This is a genomic window from Pseudofulvimonas gallinarii (genome assembly GCF_004343305.1).
Taxonomy (GTDB): domain Bacteria; phylum Pseudomonadota; class Gammaproteobacteria; order Xanthomonadales; family UBA2363; genus Pseudofulvimonas; species Pseudofulvimonas gallinarii.
On the sequence record NZ_SMAF01000008.1, the window covers coordinates 112,315 to 132,610 of the forward strand.

The 20,296-nt window shown below is 66.2% G+C and carries 26 protein-coding genes; 6 read left to right on the forward strand and 20 right to left on the reverse strand.

Features of this window, described 5'->3' with window-relative positions; genetic code table 11:
- Positions 1–130: 130 nt before the first annotated feature.
- A complete protein-coding gene (locus EDC25_RS07465) occupies positions 131–2,134 on the reverse strand; it encodes a S9 family peptidase (RefSeq protein WP_205985013.1) in 2,004 nt (667 codons plus the stop codon).
- Positions 2,135–2,441: 307 nt separating this feature from the next.
- Here EDC25_RS07465 and EDC25_RS14910 point away from each other — a divergent pair, with 307 nt between their 5' ends.
- The 4 genes from EDC25_RS14910 to ung all read left to right on the forward strand — a co-directional run bounded on the left by EDC25_RS14910 (position 2,442) and on the right by ung (position 6,563).
- Positions 2,442–3,944, forward strand: a complete 1,503-nt coding sequence (locus EDC25_RS14910; RefSeq protein WP_243695109.1) for a response regulator — start codon at positions 2,442–2,444, stop codon at positions 3,942–3,944.
- A gap of 278 nt (positions 3,945–4,222) precedes the next feature.
- Positions 4,223–4,909: a cell division ATP-binding protein FtsE gene (gene ftsE, locus EDC25_RS07475; RefSeq protein WP_205985016.1), complete on the forward strand. Its 687-nt coding sequence runs from the start codon at positions 4,223–4,225 to the stop codon at positions 4,907–4,909.
- Positions 4,906–5,841: a cell division protein FtsX gene (locus tag EDC25_RS07480; RefSeq protein ID WP_123522600.1), complete on the forward strand. Its 936-nt coding sequence runs from the start codon at positions 4,906–4,908 to the stop codon at positions 5,839–5,841. The genes ftsE and EDC25_RS07480 overlap by 4 nt, the downstream gene beginning before the upstream one ends.
- Positions 5,838–6,563: a uracil-DNA glycosylase gene (gene ung, locus EDC25_RS07485; protein WP_240639681.1), complete on the forward strand. Its 726-nt coding sequence runs from the start codon at positions 5,838–5,840 to the stop codon at positions 6,561–6,563. The genes EDC25_RS07480 and ung overlap by 4 nt, the downstream gene beginning before the upstream one ends.
- A gap of 12 nt (positions 6,564–6,575) precedes the next feature.
- Here the strand turns inward: ung and EDC25_RS07490 are convergent, their stop codons facing one another.
- A complete protein-coding gene (locus tag EDC25_RS07490; RefSeq protein ID WP_123522598.1) occupies positions 6,576–6,998 on the reverse strand; it encodes a DUF6916 family protein in 423 nt (140 codons plus the stop codon).
- A 159-nt stretch (positions 6,999–7,157) separates the two neighbouring features.
- Between EDC25_RS07490 and EDC25_RS07495 the strand changes: the two genes are divergently transcribed.
- Both EDC25_RS07495 and EDC25_RS07500 read left to right on the forward strand, forming a co-directional pair.
- Complete coding sequence (locus EDC25_RS07495; RefSeq protein ID WP_123522597.1) at positions 7,158–7,742, forward strand: LOG family protein; 585 nt, start codon at positions 7,158–7,160, stop codon at positions 7,740–7,742.
- 257 nt (positions 7,743–7,999) lie between these two features.
- Positions 8,000–9,574 (forward strand): CSLREA domain-containing protein, encoded by a 1,575-nt coding sequence (locus EDC25_RS07500; protein ID WP_123522596.1) that lies wholly within the window; start codon positions 8,000–8,002, stop codon positions 9,572–9,574.
- A gap of 56 nt (positions 9,575–9,630) precedes the next feature.
- Here the strand turns inward: EDC25_RS07500 and EDC25_RS07505 are convergent, their stop codons facing one another.
- The 18 genes from EDC25_RS07505 to rplN all read right to left on the reverse strand — a co-directional run bounded on the left by EDC25_RS07505 (position 9,631) and on the right by rplN (position 20,279).
- A complete protein-coding gene (locus EDC25_RS07505) occupies positions 9,631–11,016 on the reverse strand; it encodes a class II 3-deoxy-7-phosphoheptulonate synthase (RefSeq protein ID WP_123522595.1) in 1,386 nt (461 codons plus the stop codon).
- Between the two features lie 52 nt (positions 11,017–11,068).
- Entirely contained in the window at positions 11,069–11,569 is a 501-nt protein-coding gene (locus EDC25_RS07510; protein WP_123522594.1) for a disulfide bond formation protein B, read from the reverse strand.
- A 145-nt stretch (positions 11,570–11,714) separates the two neighbouring features.
- A complete protein-coding gene (gene rplQ, locus EDC25_RS07515) occupies positions 11,715–12,107 on the reverse strand; it encodes a 50S ribosomal protein L17 (RefSeq protein WP_123522593.1) in 393 nt (130 codons plus the stop codon).
- Between the two features lie 131 nt (positions 12,108–12,238).
- A complete protein-coding gene (locus EDC25_RS07520; RefSeq protein WP_123522592.1) occupies positions 12,239–13,234 on the reverse strand; it encodes a DNA-directed RNA polymerase subunit alpha in 996 nt (331 codons plus the stop codon).
- A 16-nt stretch (positions 13,235–13,250) separates the two neighbouring features.
- The gene (rpsD, locus tag EDC25_RS07525) at positions 13,251–13,880 is read right to left on the reverse strand and encodes a 30S ribosomal protein S4 (protein ID WP_123522591.1); all 630 of its coding nucleotides are present in this window, start codon (positions 13,878–13,880) and stop codon (positions 13,251–13,253) included.
- Between the two features lie 12 nt (positions 13,881–13,892).
- Positions 13,893–14,285: a 30S ribosomal protein S11 gene (rpsK, locus tag EDC25_RS07530; protein WP_123522590.1), complete on the reverse strand. Its 393-nt coding sequence runs from the start codon at positions 14,283–14,285 to the stop codon at positions 13,893–13,895.
- 12 nt (positions 14,286–14,297) lie between these two features.
- Positions 14,298–14,654 carry a 30S ribosomal protein S13 gene (gene rpsM / locus EDC25_RS07535; protein ID WP_123522589.1) on the reverse strand — a complete coding sequence of 119 codons (357 nt, stop codon included), beginning with the start codon at positions 14,652–14,654 and terminating at the stop codon, positions 14,298–14,300.
- Positions 14,655–14,727: 73 nt separating this feature from the next.
- A complete protein-coding gene (gene secY / locus EDC25_RS07540) occupies positions 14,728–16,080 on the reverse strand; it encodes a preprotein translocase subunit SecY (protein WP_123522588.1) in 1,353 nt (450 codons plus the stop codon).
- A 30-nt stretch (positions 16,081–16,110) separates the two neighbouring features.
- Positions 16,111–16,545: a 50S ribosomal protein L15 gene (gene rplO / locus EDC25_RS07545; protein WP_123522587.1), complete on the reverse strand. Its 435-nt coding sequence runs from the start codon at positions 16,543–16,545 to the stop codon at positions 16,111–16,113.
- A 7-nt stretch (positions 16,546–16,552) separates the two neighbouring features.
- Positions 16,553–16,744, reverse strand: a complete 192-nt coding sequence (gene rpmD / locus EDC25_RS07550) for a 50S ribosomal protein L30 (protein ID WP_123522586.1) — start codon at positions 16,742–16,744, stop codon at positions 16,553–16,555.
- A complete protein-coding gene (gene rpsE, locus EDC25_RS07555) occupies positions 16,734–17,258 on the reverse strand; it encodes a 30S ribosomal protein S5 (protein ID WP_123522585.1) in 525 nt (174 codons plus the stop codon). Before rpsE ends, rpmD begins: the two co-directional genes overlap by 11 nt.
- A gap of 10 nt (positions 17,259–17,268) precedes the next feature.
- On the reverse strand, positions 17,269–17,631 hold the full coding sequence (rplR, locus tag EDC25_RS07560; protein ID WP_205985011.1) for a 50S ribosomal protein L18: 363 nt from the start codon (positions 17,629–17,631) through the stop codon (positions 17,269–17,271).
- Between the two features lie 5 nt (positions 17,632–17,636).
- The gene (gene rplF, locus EDC25_RS07565) at positions 17,637–18,164 is read right to left on the reverse strand and encodes a 50S ribosomal protein L6 (protein ID WP_123522584.1); all 528 of its coding nucleotides are present in this window, start codon (positions 18,162–18,164) and stop codon (positions 17,637–17,639) included.
- 13 nt (positions 18,165–18,177) lie between these two features.
- Positions 18,178–18,576, reverse strand: a complete 399-nt coding sequence (rpsH, locus tag EDC25_RS07570) for a 30S ribosomal protein S8 (protein WP_123522583.1) — start codon at positions 18,574–18,576, stop codon at positions 18,178–18,180.
- 72 nt (positions 18,577–18,648) lie between these two features.
- Positions 18,649–18,954 (reverse strand): 30S ribosomal protein S14, encoded by a 306-nt coding sequence (gene rpsN / locus EDC25_RS07575; RefSeq protein ID WP_123522582.1) that lies wholly within the window; start codon positions 18,952–18,954, stop codon positions 18,649–18,651.
- 68 nt (positions 18,955–19,022) lie between these two features.
- The gene (gene rplE / locus EDC25_RS07580) at positions 19,023–19,565 is read right to left on the reverse strand and encodes a 50S ribosomal protein L5 (RefSeq protein WP_123522581.1); all 543 of its coding nucleotides are present in this window, start codon (positions 19,563–19,565) and stop codon (positions 19,023–19,025) included.
- 11 nt (positions 19,566–19,576) lie between these two features.
- Positions 19,577–19,897 (reverse strand): 50S ribosomal protein L24, encoded by a 321-nt coding sequence (gene rplX / locus EDC25_RS07585; protein ID WP_123522580.1) that lies wholly within the window; start codon positions 19,895–19,897, stop codon positions 19,577–19,579.
- Positions 19,898–19,910: 13 nt separating this feature from the next.
- Positions 19,911–20,279, reverse strand: a complete 369-nt coding sequence (rplN, locus tag EDC25_RS07590; protein ID WP_123522579.1) for a 50S ribosomal protein L14 — start codon at positions 20,277–20,279, stop codon at positions 19,911–19,913.
- Between the last annotated feature and the right edge of the window lie 17 nt (positions 20,280–20,296).

Sequence of the window (20,296 nt, forward strand, 5' to 3'; positions counted from 1 at the left end):
TTACGAATGCCGCCTACTGTCACGGAGGCAGAGCCCCTTGCCGCAGGTGGTCCGAGGCCGGCGCCGCCTCGCCATGTCGACAGCAGGCCGGGTGCCATTGGCGGCACCTGGCCCGCGGTGCCGTTACGCCTCAGGAAGGCTTGCCGATGAACTCGGCCAGCCACTTCTGGACTTCCTCGTACCAGCGTATCGAGTTGTTCTGCTTCAGCACCCAGTGGTTCTCGTCCGGGTAGTACACCAGGCGGCTGCGCACGCCCCGGTTCTGCAGGATGTTGAACAGCTCGATGCCGTGGTTGACCGGCACCCGGAAGTCCTGCTCGCCATGGATCACCAGCGTCGGCGTATTGAAGTTGCCGGCGCCGAAGTGTGGCGAGTTGGCCTGGAAGCGTTCCGGATGTTCCCAGAACTCGCCGAAGCGGCCACGGCTGGCGCCGTAGTCGGCAGCCACCTGCGTGAACCAGTTGAACACCGCCGCATGCGCGATCAGCGCCTTGAACGGATGTTCGCGGCCGAGCACGATCGAGGTCAGGTAGCCGCCGTAGCTGCCGCCGCCGGCGGCCAGGCGGTCGCCATCGATCCACGGCTGCGCCTTGAACCACTCGGCGGCGGCGATGGTGTCCTGGTAGGGAAGATCCGCCTGGTCCGGGTTGATCGAATCGGTGAAGGCATTGCCGAAGCCGCTCGACCCGTGGAAGTTGTGCCACGCGGTGACATAGCCCCAGCCGGAAAAAACCTGTGCGTTCCAGCGCCAGTGGAAGCCGTCGGTGATGCCGTTGTGCGGGCCGCCGTGGATCAGCAGGAACAGCGGGTACTTGCGGCTGCGATCGAACCCAGGCGGATAGTTCACCCACATCTGGATCGGATCACCGTTCGCGCCAGTGTAGGTCACGCTCTCGTAGCTGCCGAGATCCATGCGCGCCAGCAGCGCGTCATTGAACCGCGACAGCGGCGTGGCGGCGCCGGAACGTGGATCGACGCGGACCAGCGTCGGCGGCTGCACGAAGCTCTCGTTGAGGGCGACCAGCGTGCGGCCATCGCGCGACACCGAGGGCGAACCGAAGCTGGTGCTGCCGGTGATCGCAGTGATCCGGCCAGAGGGGATCTCGATGCGGTGCAGGCGGACGGTGCCGGCGTCATCGACGGCGACGACGGCGCTGCGGCCATCACCGACCCATCGCGGTGAGCTGACCGAGCGGTCGAAGGTCTCGGTGATGACCTTTTCGGAACCGTCCCTGCGGTCGCGCAGCACCAGCCGCTGGCGGTCGCCGTAGAAGCCCCTTTCCTGCTGCCGAGAATACGCCAGCCAGCGTCCGTCGGGACTGTAGCTGGGCGACATGTCGCTGGCCGGATTGGCTGCGGTGATGTTGCGCGCCGGTCCGGTGCCGTCCACGTCCAGGACGAAAATATCGGCGTTGCCGGCGACACCGGTGTCATCGGTGTCGACAGTCAGCGCGATCTCGCGGCCATCGGGAGAAATGTCGAAGCTGCCCTCGCCCATCAGCTTCACACCGCGACCGCGGGTGATGGCGACCGGGTCGCCGCCCTCGGCGGCCACACGGAAGATGTGCGCTTCACGGTCGTCCAGCCAGGTGGACCAGTAACGGATCGGCGCCCTGTCCCAGGCGCGGGCGCTGACCTTGGACTCACGGCGTTCCTTCATGCGCTTGTCCTGGTCGTCCCAGCTGTCCAGGTCGGTCCAGACACGGGACACGAAGGCGATCTGGCGGCCATCCGGGAACCATGCAGCGTTGCCGACGCCCGTCGGCACCGAGGTGATGCGCTGCGCCTCGCCGCCGGCCAGGGCGATCACGTACAGCTGTGCCACGCTGTCGTCTCCGCGCCTGGACTGGAACAGGATGCGGCTGCCGTCCGGCGACCACACCGGGTTGCTGCTGCTGGTGTCCGAACCGGTCAGCGGCCGGGATTCCCCGCTCCGGGTGTCGAAAAGCCACAGCTGCGTCTGCGTGGTGTCCTTCCTGCGGTCGTTGCTGGTGACGGCCACGACAGCGTGTTGGCCATCAGGCGAAACCGCCGGCGAGGCGAGACGCTTGAGCTCCCACATCGATTCAGCCGTGATCGGCGCGCGCGCCTGTTCGGCGGCGAGGGCTACGCCGGCGCCGAGGGCCAGGCACACGGCCAGACCGAAGCGCCCGGCGCCGGTCCGCCATGCGGACGGTGCCGGAGACGTTCGCGCCCCGCTGCTTTTCACTGTCCGGACAACTGCTTGCAGGTTCACCACACCTTCTCCCTGTACTGGAAACCGGTTTCCACCTTAGCGCGGAACTCCGATCGCGACGGCTTGAAAGCCCTCGGCCAGCCGCGAACAACGGGTATCCGACCGGATCGCGGGCCGCCACGACCGACGGCAACAGGTTGATCGAAAAGGGCATAGGGCGCACACTTGCCGCAGCCAGATCGCAAATCGCGAAAGAGGAGGTCGTGTGCGCGGCTTTGGGCTATTCCGGAACCTGTTCAAGAGCGAGACCAAGGAGCCGACGGAACGGCGACAGGAAGCCCGTGTCGACGCCCGCGAAGGTCTGCGCATCCTGATCGTCGACGACTCGGCGACGGTCGTGGCCGTGCTCGGCCGCATGCTGACCCAGGCCCGCTACGAAACCTATTCGACGGACAGCGGCGAGGCGGCGCTTGAATCGCTCAATACCTGCGTCCCCGAACTCATCTTCCTGGACATCGTGCTGCCGGGCATGAGCGGCTTCGCCGCGCTGCGCGCGCTGCGCCGCGATCCGCGCACCGCACAGGTGCCGGTCATCATGATCAGCGGCAATCTCAAGGCCACCGAGGAGTTCTACGGCCAGCGCATCGGTGCCGACGACTTCATGAAGAAGCCGTTTGGCCGCACGGAAGTCTTCAGCCGCATCCAGCGCCTGATCGAAAAGGGCCGCCTGCCGCGGCGCGAAGCGCCGGCAGAGCCGCTCGATGACGAGTTGCTGGCGGAAGAAACCGTTCCGTCCGATCACCCGGGCGGCCCTTCGCCCGACGGCATGGATGACGTTGCGCAGCATGGCTTCGCTCCGGCGCAAGCCGCTGATGCATCCACGCCATCGCCCGACCCGGCCGGCGAGCCTGGTGAAGACGCGACGGCCACGACATCGGCAGGCATGGAGGCCGACGAAACGGAGCAGGCGGCGGTCGGGCAAGGCGATGAAGCCACACCGGGCGCTGGAACCGTCGCCTTTGCCGCCGCGGCATTGCTCGTCGAGGTCGGGCACACCGGCGGTCACGGGGATGTCGTCGACGCCACCGCGGTTTCGGCGATCGACGACGCCGGAGAGAATGTCGACGTCACCGAAGCCATCACCGCCACCGCGATCGACGCCGGCGAAGACACGGCAGGTGCCGTGGAGGGCGCGAGCCCGGCCAACGACGAACCGGAAAACCTCGCCAGTGGTCCGAAAGCCGACGCGGACGGGACGCGCGCACCCGGTACACCGGAGTCCGGCGACAGCGGCCTCCCGGCCAGCATCGATGACCCGGTCGCCGCAGACGAAGACGTAGCGCCGGTGCAGCACGGCACCGGGCTCGACGACGGCGCGCCCGACCTGTCGGCGAACGAAGGTCCGGGCGAGTCCGCGCACGCGGAGCCGGTGGAGTCCAGCGTGGATGCCACGCCCCTGTCCGACGCGCAGCACGAGATCGTGGAGCGCGAACCGATCCTCAGCACGCCGCAATTCGACGACTCGCCGTTCCCGGATCCGTTTGAGACCACAACCGGACAGGACAGTACAGAGGTAACGCGCGGCAATGGCGCCAGCGCAGCGGACCTGCCGTCGACCGCGGACTCGATTCCGTTGCCGGATGAAGGCGAGGTCCCCGTGTTCACGCCGGCACCAGTGGATGATGGCGAGGTGCATCCGGCGCTGCGTCCGGAGCTGCGCGATCCGGATTCCAAGATCATCTACGAGCCACCCTGGGAACGCGACTGACGCCGGACGTCGGCACCGGGACGCGGTGTCGCTGTCACGCCCGTTCGATCCCTGCGCCACCCCATCGTTCACGCCGGTGACCGCGGCAGGATTGCCGGCCCCGCTTGCAACCGTCTGCATGAGTTCAAGCCCCGCTAATTCAAGCCGCGCGTCCGCCTGACAATGCGAGCGCGCGGTCCCGAATCGCGCGCCGCTGCGGTGGCGTGTTGTCGAACGGGTTGGCGGTGTCATGGCCACGTCGCTCGTGCTACCGTCGCCGCGCCCCTCACCTGCATCGTCTGCCCGTGATCGAAGCCGAATCGCTCAGCCTGCGCTATCCCGGTGGTCGCGAAGCCCTGGGCGACCTGAGCTTCCGCATCGACGCCGGCGAAATGGTGTTCATCACCGGCCGCTCCGGTGCCGGCAAGAGCACGCTGGTCAAACTGATCGCCAACCTCCTGCTGCCTTCGCGCGGCGTGCTGCGTGTCCTGGACTGCGAGCCGTCCCGGCTCGCCCGTCGCCATCGTCCCGGGCTACGGCGACGCATCGGCATGGTGTTCCAGGACCATCGCCTGCTGCCCAGCCTCAGTGCCGCGGACAACGTCGCACTACCGCTGCGCATCCAGGGTGCCCCCGATGGCGAGATCGAACGTCGCGTGCGCGCCGCGCTCGACCTGGTCGGACTCGGCCAGCGCGCGCGCGCCTTGCCGGCCACGCTCTCCGGCGGCGAGCAGCAGCGCGTCGGCATCGCGCGCGCGATCGTGCATCGCCCACCTTTGCTGCTGGCCGACGAGCCCACCGGCAACCTCGACCCGCAGCTGTCCGTCGAGATCATGGCCCTGTTCGAACGACTGGGCGCACACGGGACCACCGTGCTGATCGCCAGCCACGACCTGCCGCTGATCCGCCAGATGCGCAAGCGCGTCCTTGTCCTGGAGCAGGGACGACTGCAGGAAGACTTCCGGCCGCAGGCGGAACCGGCATGAGTCGCGCCAACCTGCGTGGCGAATCACGGCTGCGGCGCCTGCGCTGGCGGCACCAGCGCGCGCGCAAGGACGCCCTGCTGCACCTGTCGCGGCAGCCGGCGGGCCACGCCTTCGCCCTGCTGCTGCTCGCACTGGCCCTGCTTGCGCTGCTGCTGCTCAAGACCGGCATCGACCAGTTCCGCCACCTGGGCGCACCGCTTCAGCAGGCACACGCGCTCAGCCTGTTCCTGGACGAATCCATCGACGGCACCGCTGCCGCTGCGCTGCGCGAACAGTTGCAGGACGACCCGCGGGTCGTGCTGGCGCAGGCCATCAGCCCCGACGCCGGCCTGGCGGAACTCCTGCACGCCGAAGGCAGCGAGGAAGCGTTGTCCGCGCTGCCCGGCAATCCCCTGCCCTGGGTCATCGTCATCGAACCGCGAGACCGCGATGCGGCGGCGACGCTGGCCCGCGACTGGCGCGGTCGTGCGCAGGTGTCGGATATCGCCGAGGAATCGCAGTGGCGGGATCGCGCCGACGCGGTGGTGCGGACAGCGCGCGCGGTCCTCACCGGACTGGCCCTGCTGGTGATCGGCGGCGTCGTGCTGCTGGTCGCCAACGCGGTGCGGACGATCCGCGTCGAAGGCGCCGAAGAGCGCGCGCTTCAGCGCATCTTCGGCGCCAGCGAAGCCGACCTGCGCCGGCCCTACCTCTATCTCGGCGCGCTGTACGGGCTGATCGCCAGCGTGGCAGCGGTCGTGCTGGCACTGGTCGTGTTCCTGCTGCTTGGACCGGCGCTGGCCGAACTGACGGCGGCGTTCGCCCTGGACCCGGCCGGCAGTCGTCCAGACTGGCCGTGGCTGGTCGGCATGATCCCGGCAGCGGTCGTGATGGGCACCGCCGGCGCATGGCTGGCCTGCCTGTTCGAGAAGGACGTGGAGGCGTCGGCGTGAACGGCGAAGCCGGACAGGCCACGGACCGGATCCGCCTGCACGACAGCTGGAAATCGCGCCTGGTCGATGTCTTCACGACATCGCCCATGCCGGAACTGCGCGCGTTCCTGCGCGACGAACTGGCCGCCGGCAAGACGATCTACCCGCCGCCATCGCAGATCTTCTCCGCACTGGACGCGACGCCCTTCGACGACGTCAAGGTGGTGATCCTCGGCCAGGATCCGTACCACGGACCCGGGCAGGCGCATGGTCTGTGCTTCTCGGTGCAGCCAGGGGTCGCAGTGCCGCCGTCGCTGGCCAACATCTTCAAGGAAATCCAGGACGACCTCGGCCTTGCACCGCCCCGCCATGGCTACCTCATGCACTGGGCGCGCCAGGGCGTGCTGCTGCTCAACGCGGTGCTGACGGTCGAGCGCGGACGCGCCGGCGCCCACCAGGGCCGCGGCTGGGAAGTGTTCACCGATGCGGTCATCGACCGTCTGAACCGGGAACGCGAGAATCTCGTGTTCCTGCTCTGGGGCTCACCGGCGCAGAACAAGGGTCGCCTGCTGGATACGCGGCGCCATCTCGTCCTCAAGGCACCGCATCCTTCGCCGCTGTCGGCCTATCGCGGCTTTTTCGGCTGCCGCCATTTCTCGCGCGCCAATGCCTGGCTGCGCGAACACGGCCAGCCCGGCATCGACTGGTCGCTGCCGCCGCTCACGGCGGACACGGCGGCATGAGTCGCCGACGCGCTAGATGCGGTTGAACACCACCTGGAAGCGGCGCCCGTCGTTGCCAAGCGGTGAGACCAGCGCTGCGAAGGTATCGCCCTCTGGCGTGAGGATGGCGTGAATGGCTTCGACCAGATCGACCGCCTGTTCGGATTCGAAGACCAACGTGAAACAACCGGAAAGCGTCTGCCGCGGCCGCGGATAGCCTTCAAGCGTGGGCGCGGCGACAACTTCCCGCAGGCGCAGGGAAACCGGCTCGTCGGTCTGTACGGCGACCATGAAGTCGCGACCTTCGCAGGCGCGGAAATGCTCGTAGCTGATGCCGAACGCCGGCCTGGACGCCGACGCCGACGCCGCTTCCACGGCACCCGCCCGACCTCCCGTCACGCACGCTGCGGTGCCCACGCCTGCAAGCTGCAGGAACCCACGCCGGTCCCAGGCCATTTTTCTCTCCCTTGTTCCCCTGCACGCAAGTCTAGCAGCGCGTTGCCGCCGGATGCGGCGATCCGCTGCATCAGCACCTGGGCTGACGAAAGATCGGATGCCGGCGGCGGCTCTCCGTTAACATCCCCGTCCTGCCGGTCAGCCAATACGGATAACACCATGCAACGCGTCTGTGTCTACTGCGGATCGAGTCCGGGCAACAGTCCCGTCCACGCCGGCGCCGCACGCGCGCTCGGCCGTCGACTGGCGGAGCGCGGACTGGGTCTGGTCTATGGTGGCGGCCACGTCGGCGTCATGGGCATCATCGCCGACAGCGTCCTCGCTGCCGGTGGCGAAGTGACCGGCGTGATCCCGCAACGCCTGGTCGATGCCGAAGTCGCGCACCTGGGCCTGACACGACTTGAAGTGGTCGACTCCATGCACACCCGCAAGGCGCGGATGGCTGAACTTTCCGATGCCTTCATCGCGCTGCCCGGCGGCTTCGGCACCCTGGATGAACTCTTCGAGATCCTCACCTGGGCGCAGCTGGGCCTGCATGGAAAACCCTGCGGCCTGTTGAACGTCGACGGTTACTACACGTCACTGGTGCAGTGGATCGACCATGCGGTGGGCGAAGGCTTCGTGCGGCCGCGGCATCGCGACCTTGTGATGCTCGACGACGACATCGACCGGCTGCTGGACAGGCTGTCCGCGCATGAACCGGTCGCCATCAGCAAGTGGGTGGACGTCGCCCTGCACGGCTGACGGATGGCGAACGGCGTCGGCAAGACGCGTTGCATAGCGCCGACGCCGGTGGCGGGTCCTGTTGCCGCTACCGGGACGTGCACCGTAGGGGCATGCCCGCGTGCAGCCGTTCTGACAGCGTGGAAGGCAGGACATACACACGGGACACGCCGGCAGCGCGCGCCAGGCCCGGAATCGACGGCATGGGAACCCGCACTTTGGCCCCTCCCGGGCGTTAATTGCGTGGGCGCGGACATCACTTCAAGTGGCCCACGACCATGCGCCTGGTATCCCGACCCCGCTTCCGCCCGGTTTTCGGCAGCTTCCTCCTTGCCATGCTGGCATTGCCGGTGTACCCCGCCGATTTCCATGTCACCCGCGCCGATGATCCGGCGCCCGACGGTTGCCAGCCCGGCGACTGTTCGCTGCGTGAGGCCATCGCGGCGGCCGGCGCAACGCCCGAAGCCGACCGCATCCACCTGGGCAGTGGCCTGTTCCACGTCACCCAGGGCCAGATCCAGGTGCTGGGAACGGTGGAGATTTCCGGCGTCGGCAGCGACCAGACGCGCATCGTCGGCGCCACATCCGAACCGGTGCTGGCCATGTCGGCCCTGACCGCCCTTACCGTGCGCGGCATGGAGATCGTCAACGCCGGCAACTGGGCGGTGTCCGCAAACGGTTCCGGCGCGGTGGAGTTCGAGGACGTCGTCGTGCCGGATGGCAGCCGGAACGTCTCGACTTCCGGCGCCGTGGGACTGTCCTTCGACGTCGTGATCCGCAACAGCCGCTTCGGCATCGACGATCATGTCGCCTGCCGCCAGGCATCCGGCAAGTGCCACGTCTACGATTCCGAGATTTCCGGTGGCGTCGCCACCGACGGCGCGGAAGTGTCCCTGAAGGTGGTGCGTTCGGTCATCGGCCCGGCCACGGGCGCCACCCTCAACGGTATTGCCGCGCATGGCACGGCCGCCATCCAGGTCGAGGACAGCATCGTCCGACGCGCACTCAGGCCGCTTTATCTGCTCGCCGACGGCCCGGCCGTGGCGCCTGCCGCATACGTTTCCAGGACACGCTTTCTCCACAACCATGGCCCCCTTACGGGTGACCGGCCGGGCATCGTCAACCTCGACGAAGTCGAAATCTTCGGTCATGAAGCGGCGCCGAACCAGCAGCTTCCTGCGGCGATGATGATCCATGAAGGCCCGACCTGGTTCCTGCGCCGCAGTCTGGTGCACGGCAACCGCGGCAGCGGCCTTGAAGGCGGCGCCATCCTGGTGCTGGCCGGCGGCCGGCTGGGAATCGCCAACAGCACGTTCCATGACAACGGTTTCCAGGACAGCAATGGTTTCGGCCATACGATTGCCGTGTACAACGCGGGCTCCACCCCGGCCATCCTGACGATCCTGCACAGCACGTTCCATCGCGGACCCGGCCTGGCGGCCAATGCCGCCGGTTCGGTGTTGACGGTGCGCGGCCCGGCGGCCCAGGTGGTCCTGGGCAACAATGTCCTGCGCGGTACCTGCGAGTTCGGAGGTGGCGCGTCGATCACTTCCGCCATCGGCAACGTGGAGGCGCCCGGTGGTTCCTGCGTTCCCGACAATGGCACCAACTTCCATGTCGGCGAGGTTGGACTGCGTATGGGCTCACTGGCCGACCACGGCGGATTCACGCACAGTTTCGAGCCGGATCCGGGCAGCTTCCTGCGCGACCGCGCCGATCCGGCCATCTGCCAACTGGGCGGGCTTGACCAGCGTCGCTACATACGACCGGGCAACGGCGAGCCTTGCGATGTCGGCGCCATCGAGGCCGGGGCCATTCCCGACCTGATTTTCGCGGACGGCGTCGAGGGCTGAGTGCCTGGCCCGCCGTGGCCAGCCCGGCAGCGCGCTCCGGTGCCGGCGGTTTCGCCTTACGCGCCGAGCTGGCGGCGCTTGCGGACGATGAGCATCGCCAGTTCCAGCGACTGCTCGTAGTTGAGGCGCGGATCGACGGTTGAACGGTAGGCGCGCTGCAGATCGGCCTCGCTCAGGTCGCGCGCGCCACCCATGCACTCGGTGACGTTGTCGCCAGTCATTTCCAGGTGCACGCCACCCAGGCGCGTACCAGCTTCGGCGTGCAGGTCGAACGCGCGTTCCAGCTCTGCACGGATGTTGTCGAAGCGGCGCGTCTTGATGCCGCCGGCCACGCTTTCGGTATTGCCGTGCATCGGGTCGCAGCTCCACAGCACGGTACGGCCACTGGCCCGGACCGCGCGCAGCAGCGGCGGCAGCTTATCAGCGATGGCCGCGGCGCCCATGCGATGGATCAGCGTCAGGCGGCCGGGCTCGTTGTCCGGATCCAGCCGCTCAACCAGGCGCATCAGCTGGTCCGGGGTCACCGACGGGCCGATCTTGACAGCGACCGGATTGCGGATGCCGCGGAAATACTCGACATGCGCGCCATCGAGGTCTGCCGTGCGCATGCCGATCCAGGGGAAATGCGTGGCCAGGTTGAACCAGCCCCACTGTCGCGGCACTTCGCGCGTCAGCGCCTGCTCGTAATCGAGCAGGAGGGCCTCGTGCGAAATGTAGAACTCTGCGCGATTCAGCGCGCCGATCTGCTTGCCGACCAGCGTTTCCATGAAACGAACCGACTGGCCGATGCTCTCGACCAGGCGATGGTATTCGTCCGCCAGCGGCGAATGCTGCACCCAGGCCAGATCCCAGTACTCGGGATGGTGCAGGTCGGCGAAGCCGCCATCGATCAGCGCACGCACGAAGTTGAGCGTCAGCGCCGAGCGCGAGTGCGCCTGGATCAGCCGCCGCGGATCGGGCTGCCGTGCTGCGGCATCGAAGGCGACGCCATTGACGATGTCGCCGCGATAGCTCGGCAGCGTCTGACCATCACGGGTCTCGGTATCGGTCGAGCGCGGCTTGGCGTACTGGCCGGCAAAGCGGCCGACGCGCACCACCGGAATCTCCAGCCCGTGCACCAGCACCAGGCTCATCTGCAGCAGGATCTTCAGGCGATCGGCAACACGGTCGGAGCGGCAGTCGCCGAAGCTCTCCGCACAGTCACCGCCCTGCAGCAGGAAGCGCCGACCGGCGGCGGCATCGGCCAGCTGCTGTTTCAGCGCCATGATCTCCCACGACGTCACCAGGGGCGGCAGCTGCGCCAGCGTTGCCAGCGCCTCTTCCAGCGCCGCCCTGTCGGGATAAGACGGCTGTTGCGCGGCCGCATGCGCCCGCCAGCTGTCCGGCCGCCAGTTTTCGGGGGAACGGACGGCAGTGACGGGAGGCGGGGCGGAAGCGGTCATTCGGGGCAACTCCGGTTGTTGCTTCGCAGCATCGCGCGCTTGGCGGGAGCGGTCAAGCGCGACGGTGGCGCGCTGCAGCGGCGGCAACCAGCGCCCACAGGGCGAGGCCGATGAATGCAAACAGCGTCCACCAGGGCATGCTCAGGCCCAGCAGCTGCCAGTCCACTTCGGCACATTCACCGGAGCCGGTGAAGATCATCGACAGCGCCTTGGTCAGCGGGAACGCCTCCATCATGTACTCGTAGCCCGGACCACAGGCCGGCACCTGGTCCGGCGGCAGCGACTGCAGCCAGACGTGGCGTCCGGCCACGCCGGCACCCGCGGCTGCGGCAACGGTGGCCAGCCCGCCGTACACCCATCGGCCGAAGCCCGCGGGACCGTGCAAGGCGGCGACAAGGAATACGATGCCAGTGGCGATCACCGCCATGCGCTGAAGGATGCACAGCGGGCAGGGCTCAAGGCCGAGTACGTGCTGCGCGTACAGCGCATAGCCCATCAGGCCGGCACAGGCCAGGAATCCGAGCAGGCAGGCGGAACGGAAGGTCAGCGGCATGGAATCACCTCAAGGACGAAGCCACACAGGGACCGGCGCGGCGTGGCCGGGTTCCCTGGATTCGGGAAAATCGGAACCTGTAAAACGAAAAGGCCCGGACGCTGCCGCCCAGGCCTCTTGACCATACGTCGTGAGGGTACCGCGATCAGGCGGCATCCACCTCGACGGCGGCCTCGACCTGAGGACGGTCAACCAGTTCGACATAGGCCATCGGCGCATTGTCGCCAGCGCGGAAACCGCACTTCAGGATACGCAGGTAACCACCGGGACGCTCGCGGTAACGCGGGCCCAGTTCGACGAACAGCTTGCCGACGGCGACGTCGTCGCGCAGGCGGGCGAACGCGAGGCGGCGGTTGGCTACGCCATCCTTCTTGGCCAGCGTGATCAGCGGCTCGGCGACGCGGCGCAGTTCCTTGGCCTTCGGCAGGGTGGTCTTGATCAGCTCGTGCTTGATCAGGCTGGCAGCCATGTTGCGGAACATCGCTTCGCGATGGCTGCTGGTGCGGTTGAGCTTGCGACCGGATTTGCGGTGACGCATGACGGTGATTCCTGGTTCTGGACGTCCTGTCCGTGAAAACCGGCCGTTCCCTGACCGGAGCGAATGCGAGGTTTGTTATGGACCCACTGCAAACCCGGCCCGCAGCGCGGACCGGGTCAGGGATCGGTTTCTCAGCCGGCCATCATGCCGGAACCCAGTCCGGACGGTGGCCAGTTTTCCAGCTTCATGCCCAGGGAAAGGCCATGGGCAGCGAGAACATCCTTGATCTCGGTAAGCGACTTCTTGCCCAGGTTCGGGGTCTTGAGCAGCTCGACTTCCGAACGCTGGATGAGGTCGCCGATGTAGTAGATGCTTTCGGCCTTCAGGCAGTTGGCCGAACGCACCGTCAGCTCCAGATCGTCGATCGGGCGCAGCAGCAGCGGATCGAAACCCGCGGTCTCGGCACGCGACTTCTCCGGCTCGACGCGGGCGAAGTCACCGAACACCGAGATCTGCTCGGCAAGGATGCCGGCGGCCTGGCGCACCGCGTCCTCGGCCTCGATCGTGCCGTTGGTCTCGACGTCCAGGATGAGGCGATCCAGGTCGGTACGCTGCTCGACGCGCGCGGCGTCGACTTCATAGGCAACGCGGCGGACCGGGCAGAACGAGGCATCCAGCTGCAGCTTGCCGATCGCGCGAGGCTCGTCGCCGACCAGGCGCGCGGTCGCGGGCTGGTAGCCCATGCCACGGCTGATGCGCAGGCGCATGCTGAACTCGATGTCCTTGGTCAGGTTGGCGATGACGTGGTCGGGATTGACGATCTCGACACTGGCGTCGCCCTGGATGTCACCGGCGGTGATGACACCACGACCCTTGCGGCTGAGCTGCACCGTGGTCTCGTCGCGGCCGTTCAGGCGGATCGCGACATCCTTGAGATTGAGCAGGACATCAAGGACGTCCTCCTGCAGACCCTCGACCGTGGTGTACTCGTGAAGTACGCCGTCGATCTCGGCTTCCACGATGGCGGCACCGGGGATCGACGACAGCAGGACGCGGCGAAGCGCGTTGCCGAGCGTATGGCCGAAGCCACGCTCCAGCGGCTCGACCACGACTTTCGCGCGGTGAGCACTGATCTTTTCCACGGTGACGCCGCGCGGGCGCAGCACGCTGATGGAGGCGCTTGCCATTCAGGCTTTCTCCGAATTACTTGGAATACAACTCGATGATGAGGCTTTCGTTGATGTCGGCCGGCAGATCCGCGCGCTCAGGCAGGGCCTTGAACACGCCGGTCAGCTTCTTGCCATCGACATCGATCCAGCTCGGGACCAGATCCATCTGGTCGGCCAGGGCAACAGCTTCCTGGATGCGCAGCTGGCTCTTCGCGCGCTCATGCACGGCGATCTCATCACCCGGCTTGACGGCGTAGGACGGCAGGTTGACGCTCTTGCCGTTCACCACGATGCCCTTGTGCGACACCAGCTGGCGGGCCTGCGCGCGGGTGACCGCGAAACCCATGCGATAGACAACGTTGTCCAGGCGGGTTTCGAGCAACTGCAGCAGGTTCTCGCCGGCATTGCCCTTGCGGGCGGTCGCCTTGGCGTAATAGTTGCGGAACTGGCGCTCGAGCAAGCCGTAGATGCGCTTGACCTTCTGCTTTTCACGCAGCTGCAGCGCGTAGTCGGACAGCTTGCCGCGCTTGGCGACGGCGCCGTGCTGGCCGGGCTTCTGCTCGAACTTGCACTTGGAGTCGATGCCGCGCGCCGGGCTCTTCAGGCTGAGGTCGGCGCCCTCGCGTCGGGCCAGCTTGCAGGTGGGACCAATGTAACGTGCCATGGCAATACTTCCTTAGACGCGACGCTTCTTCGGCGGACGGCAGCCGTTGTGCGGGATCGGGGTGATGTCGGTGATGCTGGTGACCTTGATGCCCAGCGCGTTCAGCGCGCGCACGGACGACTCACGGCCCGGGCCCGGTCCCTTGATGCGCACTTCGACGTTCTTCACGCCGTAGTCGAGCGCCACGCGACCGGCCTTTTCGGAGGCGACCTGGGCGGCGAACGGCGTGGACTTGCGCGAACCGCGGAAACCGGCGCCACCTGCCGTCGCCCAGGAAAGGGCATTGCCCTGGCGATCGGTGATGGTGACGATGGTGTTGTTGAACGAGGCCTGGACATGGACGATGCCGTCCGTGACCACGCGCTTGATCTTCTTCTTGGCCTTGGCAGCTGCCGGCTTGCTCATAGAAAGTCGCCTTTACTTCTTGATGGCGCGACGCGGGCCCTTGCGGGTGCGTGCATTGGTACGGGTACGCTGGCCGCGCAGCGGCAGGCCCTTGCGGTGGCGGAGGCCACGGTAGGTGCCCAGGTCGATCAGACGCTTGATGCTGACGGCGTTCTCACGACGCAGATCACCTTCGACAGCGAACCGGCCCACCTCGGCGCGGAGCTTCTCGACCTCGGCCTCGGTGAGGTCACGGATTTTTGTGCTGGGCACCACGCCTGCGTCGTCGCAAATCTTGCGCGCGCGCGAGCGGCCAATGCCGTAGATACTGGTCAGGCCGATCCAGACATGCTTCTGGACCGGAAGATTGACACCTGCGATACGCGCCATGATGCGTCTCCGAAAAACTTAAAGCGCAGTGAACCGAAAATTATAGTTAAAAAGCGTGCTGGAACTCAAGTGCTCAGCGTCGGGCCAGACCTGAACGACTGGAACCCTTCAGGTTGGCCTTCTTCATCAGGCTTTCGTACTGATGCGACATCAGGTGCGCCTGGACCTGGGCCGTGAAGTCCATGACCACGACCACGACGATCAGCAGCGACGTTCCGCCGAAGTAGAACGGGACGTTCCAGCCGGCCCGAAGGAACTCGGGCAACAGGCAGACCGCCACCATATAGGCCGCACCGACCGCCGTCAGGCGGGTCAACACGCTGTCGATGTAGTCCGCCGTCGCCTTGCCCGGGCGGATGCCCGGGATCAGGGCGCCCGACTTCTTCAGATTGTCCGCCGTCTCCTGGGAATTGAAGACGATGGCCGTGTAGAAGAACGAGAAGCCGGCGATCAGTGCTGCGTACAGCAGCAGGTACAGCGGCTCGCCCGGCGACAGCGCCTGCGAGATGTTCTGCAGCACGCGCGTGGCGGTGCCGGTACCGCTGCCAAACCACGATGCCGCCGTGGCCGGGAACAGGATGATGCTCGATGCGAAGATGGCCGGGATCACGCCCGCCATGTTCAGCTTCAGCGGCAGGTGGGAGGTCTGGTTCATGTACGCGTTGCGACCACCCTGCTTGCGTGCGTAGTTCACAGGAATGCGCCGCTGGGCACGCTCCATGAACACCACGAACAGGGTGACGGCCACGACCAGTGCCAGCACCATGATCACCACCAGCGGGCTGAGGTCGCCGTTGCGGGCGAGTTCCAGCGTCGCCGCGATCGCGGACGGCAGGCCCGCCACGATACCGGCGAAGATGATCAGCGAGATGCCGTTGCCGACGCCACGCTCCGTGATCTGCTCGCCCAGCCACATCAGGAACATGGTGCCGGCGGTCAGGCCGACCACGGCGCTGAACACGAATGCGGGACCGGGATTGATCACCACCGACAGGCCACCACCCAGCGACTGGTTCTGCAGGGCAATGGCCACTCCCGCCGCCTGGAAGACGGCCAGGGCCACGGTGCCGTAGCGGGTGTACTGGGTCAGCTTGCGTCGACCCGACTCACCTTCCTTCTTGATCGCCTGCAGGCTGGGCAGCACGGCCGCCAGCAACTGCACGATGATCGAGGCGGAGATGTACGGGATGATGCCGATCGCGAAGATCGAGAACCGTTCCAGCGCGCCACCGGAGAACATGTTGAACATGTCGACGATGGTGCCGCTCTGCTGGTCCATGAACTGGGCCATCGCTCCCGGGTTGACGCCGGGTACCGGGATGAACGTGCCCAGACGATAGACGATCAGGGCGCCGATCACGAACAACAGGCGCTGGCGAAGCTCGGTCAGTTTGCCGAGCCCGGCCAGCGCACCCGCATTGGACATGTTGGAAGCCACGGTTGCTCCGTTCTTGCCTTACTCGACGCTGCCACCGGCAGCCAGGATCTGCTCCCGGGCACCAGCGGTGACGGCCACACCCTTGACGGTCACGGCACGGGACAGCTCACCGTTCTTGACGATCTTGGCGCGCTTGGCCAGGCGATCGACAAGGCCAGCGGCCTGCAGTGCAGCGAAATCGATGGTGGCGTCGGCCAGCTGCTCGAGCTGGTACAAGAACACCTGTGCACACTCGTGCTTGGTCTTCGAGCGGAAGCCGACCTTCGGCAGGCGTCGCTGCAGCGGCATCTGGCCGCCTTCGAAGCCGGCCTTGACCTTGCCCTTGCCCGAGCGGGCGAACTGGCCCTTGTGACCGCGACCGCCGGTCTTGCCGAGGCCCGAGCCGATACCACGGCCGACGCGGGTGCGCTCCTTGCGGGCGCCGTCGGCAGGCTTGATGTCATTCAGACGCATGACTTGCTTACTCCTCGACTCGAACCAGGTAATAGACCTGGTTGATCAGACCGCGCACGCTCGGGGAATCCTTCAATTCGCGCACGTCATTGAGCTTGCGCAGGCCCAGCGCGTTGACGCTGAGGCGATGGCGCTGCTGGCAGCCACGCAGGCCCTTGACCAGGCGCACGCGGATGGTCTTGGTGTTGTCAGTTGCCACCGGTGATCTCCTCGACGGACTTGCCGCGCTTGGCCGCGATGCGGGCCGGCGAGGCAATGCTGGTCAGGCCGTTGATGGTGGCGCGGACCAGGTTGATCGGATTGCGCGAACCCTGTGCCTTCGACAGGATGTTGCGCACGCCCAGCACCTCGAAGACGGCGCGCATGGCGCCACCGGCAATGACACCAGTACCTTCCGACGCCGGCTGCATGTACACCTTGGCGGCGCCATGCTGTGCCTTGACCGGGTACCAAATCGTGCCTTCGTTGAGGTGCACGTCGACCATGCTCTTGCGGGCGCGCTCCATCGACTTCTGGATGGCGACAGGCACTTCACGGGCCTTGCCATAACCGAAACCGACCTTGCCGGAGCCATCGCCGACCACGGTCAGCGCGGCGAAGCCGAAGATGCGGCCACCCTTGACGGTCTTGCTGACGCGGTTGACCGCGACCAGCTTTTCGATCATGCCGTCGTTGTCGCGGTCGCGGTCGCGGTTGTCGCGTTCGTTTGCCATGAATGAATCCTCAGAACTTCAGGCCGGCTTCACGCGCGGCGTCGGCAAGGGCCTTGATGCGGCCATGAAAACGGAAACCGGAGCGATCGAAAGCGACCGAATCCACTCCGTTGGCGAGCGCGGCCTGGGCCACGGCGCGGCCGACGGCGGCGGCGGCTTCCTTGTTCTTGGTGCCCTTCAGACCCTCGCGTACCGACTTCTGGACGGTAGAGGCTGCAGCGACGACCTTCTCGCCATCGGCGGAGAAGACCTGGGCGTAGATGTGCTGGCCAGTGCGATGGACGCTCAGGCGGGCAACACCCAGCTGACGGATATGGATGCGCGTGCGCTTGGCGCGACGCAGGCGTGACTGGTTCTTGTCCACGGTTGTCATCTCGATCAGGCCTTCTTCGCTTCCTTCATGACGATCTTCTCGCCGGAATAGCGCACGCCCTTGCCCTTGTAGGGTTCCGGCGGACGGTACGCGCGAATCTTCGCCGCGACCTGGCCAACGGCCTGCTTGTCGCTGCCCTTGACCAGGATCTCGGTCTGGGTCGGCGTTTCGATCGTGATGCCTTCAGGCGACTTGAAAACCACCGGATGCGAAAAGCCCAGGGACAGGTTCAGGTCGCGACCCTGCATGCTGGCGCGGTAACCGACGCCGACCAGCTCGAGCTTGCGCTCGAAGCCCTGGCTGACGCCGGTGACCATGTTGTTCAGCAGCGCACGCAGCGTACCGGCCATCGCCCAGTCCTGCTCGGACTTGACGGCGATCTGGACCGTGCCGTTCTCGATGTTGACGTCCACGCCGGCCGGGCGCGGACCGTTCAAGGTGCCCTTGGGGCCCTTGACCTGGATCTGCTGGTCGTTGACCGACAGCTCGACACCCTTGGGCAGAGCGATCGGCTTCTTGGCGACTCGTGACATGTCTATCGTCTCCTTAGGCCACGACGGCGAGGACTTCGCCACCCAGGCCCTGCTTGCGCGCATGCGCATCGGTCATCACGCCCTTGGACGTGGTCACGATGCTGATGCCCATGCCACCCAGGACCTTCGGCAGATCGTTCTTGCCACGGTACTGGCGCAGGCCGGGACGGCTGACGCGGCGAAGCTGTTCGATAACGGGACGACCCTCGAAATACTTCAGGAGGATCTCGATCTCCTTCTTGCCCGGGCCGATGTCGCGGGTGGCGACGTCGGTGATGTAACCCTCTTCCTTGAGGACGCGGGCGATTTCGAGTTTCAGCTTGGAGGCCGGCATGCGGACGCTCTGCTTGCGAGCGCCCTGCGCATTCTTGATGCGCGAGAACATGTCGGCGATGGGATCAGTCATGCTCATTGTGGTTTCCTGGTAAGCACCGATATCTCGATGGGATGGCGGAGCGGGAATCGCACCGCCGCGGGGTTGCTGTTACCAGCTGGCCTTGCGCAGGCCCGGCACGTCGCCACGCATGGTGGCTTCACGCAGCTTGTTGCGGCCAAGCCCGAACTTGCGATAGACCGCGCGCGGGCGCCCGGACATCTCGCAACGGGTACGGACGCGCACCGGCGAGGAATCGCGCGGCAGCTTCTGCAGCTTCGCGCTCGCCTCCAGCTTGGCCTCGTAGGAGGCATTCTGGTCGTTGAGGACGGCCTTGAGCTCGGCACGCTTGCTGGCATAACGCTTGACCAGCTTCGCGCGCTTCAGCTCGCGGTTCACCATGGAGGTCTTGGCCATGTTTCCTGGATCCTAATGCTTGTCGAAATGCCCGGCCGGGGCCGGCCGGGCGATGATCGGGGTGATCGTCAGTTGCGGAACGGGAAGCTGAAGGCTTCCAGCAGCGCCTTGGCTTCGGCGTCGGTCTTGGCGGTGGTGCCAATCGCGATGTCCATGCCGCGCAGGGCGTCGACCTGGTCGAAATCGATTTCCGGGAAAACGATCTGTTCCTTCAGGCCGAAGTTGAAGTTGCCGCGGCCGTCGAAGGAACGGCCGGAGATGCCACGGAAGTCACGCACACGCGGCAGCGAGACATTGATCAGGCGATCCAGGAACTCGAACATCTTGGCGCGGCGCAGGGTGACCTTGCAGCCGATCGGCCAGCCGTCACGGATCTTGAAGCTCGCGACCGACTTGCGGGCCAGCGTCGTCACCGGCTTCTGGCCGGCGATCTTGGCCATGTCGGCGACCGCGTTCTCCAGCACCTTCTTGTTTCCGACCGCCTCGCCCACGCCCATGTTGAGCGTGACCTTGGTCAGGCGCGGCACCTGCATGATGTTGGAGTAGCCGAACTTCTCCATGAGCTTCGGCACCACTTCTTCCTTGTAGAACTTTTCCAGACGCACGGTCATGACGTGTTTCCTCAGGCGTCGACCACTTCACCGCTGGAGCGGAACACGCGAACCTTGCGTCCATCCTCCAGCACCTTGAAACCGACGCGCTCGCCCTTGCCCGTCGCCGGGTTGAGCAACATCACGTTGGAGCTATGGATCGGCGCCTCACGCTCGATGATCCCACCCGGCTGGTTGGCCTGGGGATTCGGCTTGGTGTGGCGCTTGACCAGGTTCACGTTGGCCACGACGACGTGGTCGCTGCCGCTTTCGACGCGCAGCACCTCACCCTTCTGGCCCTTGTTCTTGCCGGCGATCACGATGACGCGGTCGCCCTTGCGCAGACGTTTCATGGCAGCGATTTCCTTACAGTACTTCCGGCGCCAGCGACACGATCTTCATGAACCGCTCGGAGCGCAGTTCGCGCGTCACCGGTCCAAAGATTCGCGTGCCGATCGGCTCGTGCTTGTTGTTGAGCAGCACCGCGGCATTGCCGTCGAAGCGGATCAGCGAACCGTCGGCACGACGCACACCCTTGCTGGTGCGGACGACCACGGCATTGTAGACCTCGCCCTTCTTGACCTTGCCACGCGGAATGGCGTCCTTCACCGACACCTTGATGATGTCGCCAATGCGTGCATAACGGCGCTTGGATCCGCCCAGCACCTTGATGCACATCAGTTCACGGGCGCCGCTGTTGTCGGCGGCCTGCAGCGTACTCTGCATCTGGATCATGATTCGATCTCCTGGTC

Excerpts from the sequence above, each read along its gene's own strand:
- EDC25_RS07490 (WP_123522598.1), bottom strand. The coding sequence starts at position 6,998 with ATGGCCTGGGACCGGCGTGGGTTCCTGCAGCTTGCAGGCGTGGGCACC.
- EDC25_RS07500 (WP_123522596.1), top strand. The coding sequence starts at position 8,000 with ATGCGCCTGGTATCCCGACCCCGCTTCCGCCCGGTTTTCGGCAGCTTC.
- rplO (WP_123522587.1), bottom strand. The coding sequence starts at position 16,545 with ATGCGTCTGAATGACATCAAGCCTGCCGACGGCGCCCGCAAGGAGCGC.
- EDC25_RS07480 (WP_123522600.1), top strand. The coding sequence starts at position 4,906 with ATGAGTCGCGCCAACCTGCGTGGCGAATCACGGCTGCGGCGCCTGCGC.
- rpsN (WP_123522582.1), bottom strand. The coding sequence starts at position 18,954 with ATGGCCAAGACCTCCATGGTGAACCGCGAGCTGAAGCGCGCGAAGCTG.
- EDC25_RS07510 (WP_123522594.1), bottom strand. The coding sequence starts at position 11,569 with ATGCCGCTGACCTTCCGTTCCGCCTGCCTGCTCGGATTCCTGGCCTGT.
- rplE (WP_123522581.1), bottom strand. The coding sequence starts at position 19,565 with ATGACCGTGCGTCTGGAAAAGTTCTACAAGGAAGAAGTGGTGCCGAAG.
- EDC25_RS07495 (WP_123522597.1), top strand. The coding sequence starts at position 7,158 with ATGCAACGCGTCTGTGTCTACTGCGGATCGAGTCCGGGCAACAGTCCC.
- rplN (WP_123522579.1), bottom strand. The coding sequence starts at position 20,279 with ATGATCCAGATGCAGAGTACGCTGCAGGCCGCCGACAACAGCGGCGCC.
- rplF (WP_123522584.1), bottom strand. The coding sequence starts at position 18,164 with ATGTCACGAGTCGCCAAGAAGCCGATCGCTCTGCCCAAGGGTGTCGAG.
- rpsH (WP_123522583.1), bottom strand. The coding sequence starts at position 18,576 with ATGAGCATGACTGATCCCATCGCCGACATGTTCTCGCGCATCAAGAAT.
- rplR (WP_205985011.1), bottom strand. The coding sequence starts at position 17,631 with ATGACAACCGTGGACAAGAACCAGTCACGCCTGCGTCGCGCCAAGCGC.
- rpsM (WP_123522589.1), bottom strand. The coding sequence starts at position 14,654 with ATGGCGCGTATCGCAGGTGTCAATCTTCCGGTCCAGAAGCATGTCTGG.
- EDC25_RS07520 (WP_123522592.1), bottom strand. The coding sequence starts at position 13,234 with ATGGCAAGCGCCTCCATCAGCGTGCTGCGCCCGCGCGGCGTCACCGTG.
- rplQ (WP_123522593.1), bottom strand. The coding sequence starts at position 12,107 with ATGCGTCACCGCAAATCCGGTCGCAAGCTCAACCGCACCAGCAGCCAT.
- rpsD (WP_123522591.1), bottom strand. The coding sequence starts at position 13,880 with ATGGCACGTTACATTGGTCCCACCTGCAAGCTGGCCCGACGCGAGGGC.
- rpsE (WP_123522585.1), bottom strand. The coding sequence starts at position 17,258 with ATGGCAAACGAACGCGACAACCGCGACCGCGACCGCGACAACGACGGC.
- rplX (WP_123522580.1), bottom strand. The coding sequence starts at position 19,897 with ATGAAACGTCTGCGCAAGGGCGACCGCGTCATCGTGATCGCCGGCAAG.
- rpsK (WP_123522590.1), bottom strand. The coding sequence starts at position 14,285 with ATGAGCAAGCCGGCAGCTGCCAAGGCCAAGAAGAAGATCAAGCGCGTG.
- secY (WP_123522588.1), bottom strand. The coding sequence starts at position 16,080 with ATGTCCAATGCGGGTGCGCTGGCCGGGCTCGGCAAACTGACCGAGCTT.
- EDC25_RS07505 (WP_123522595.1), bottom strand. The coding sequence starts at position 11,016 with ATGACCGCTTCCGCCCCGCCTCCCGTCACTGCCGTCCGTTCCCCCGAA.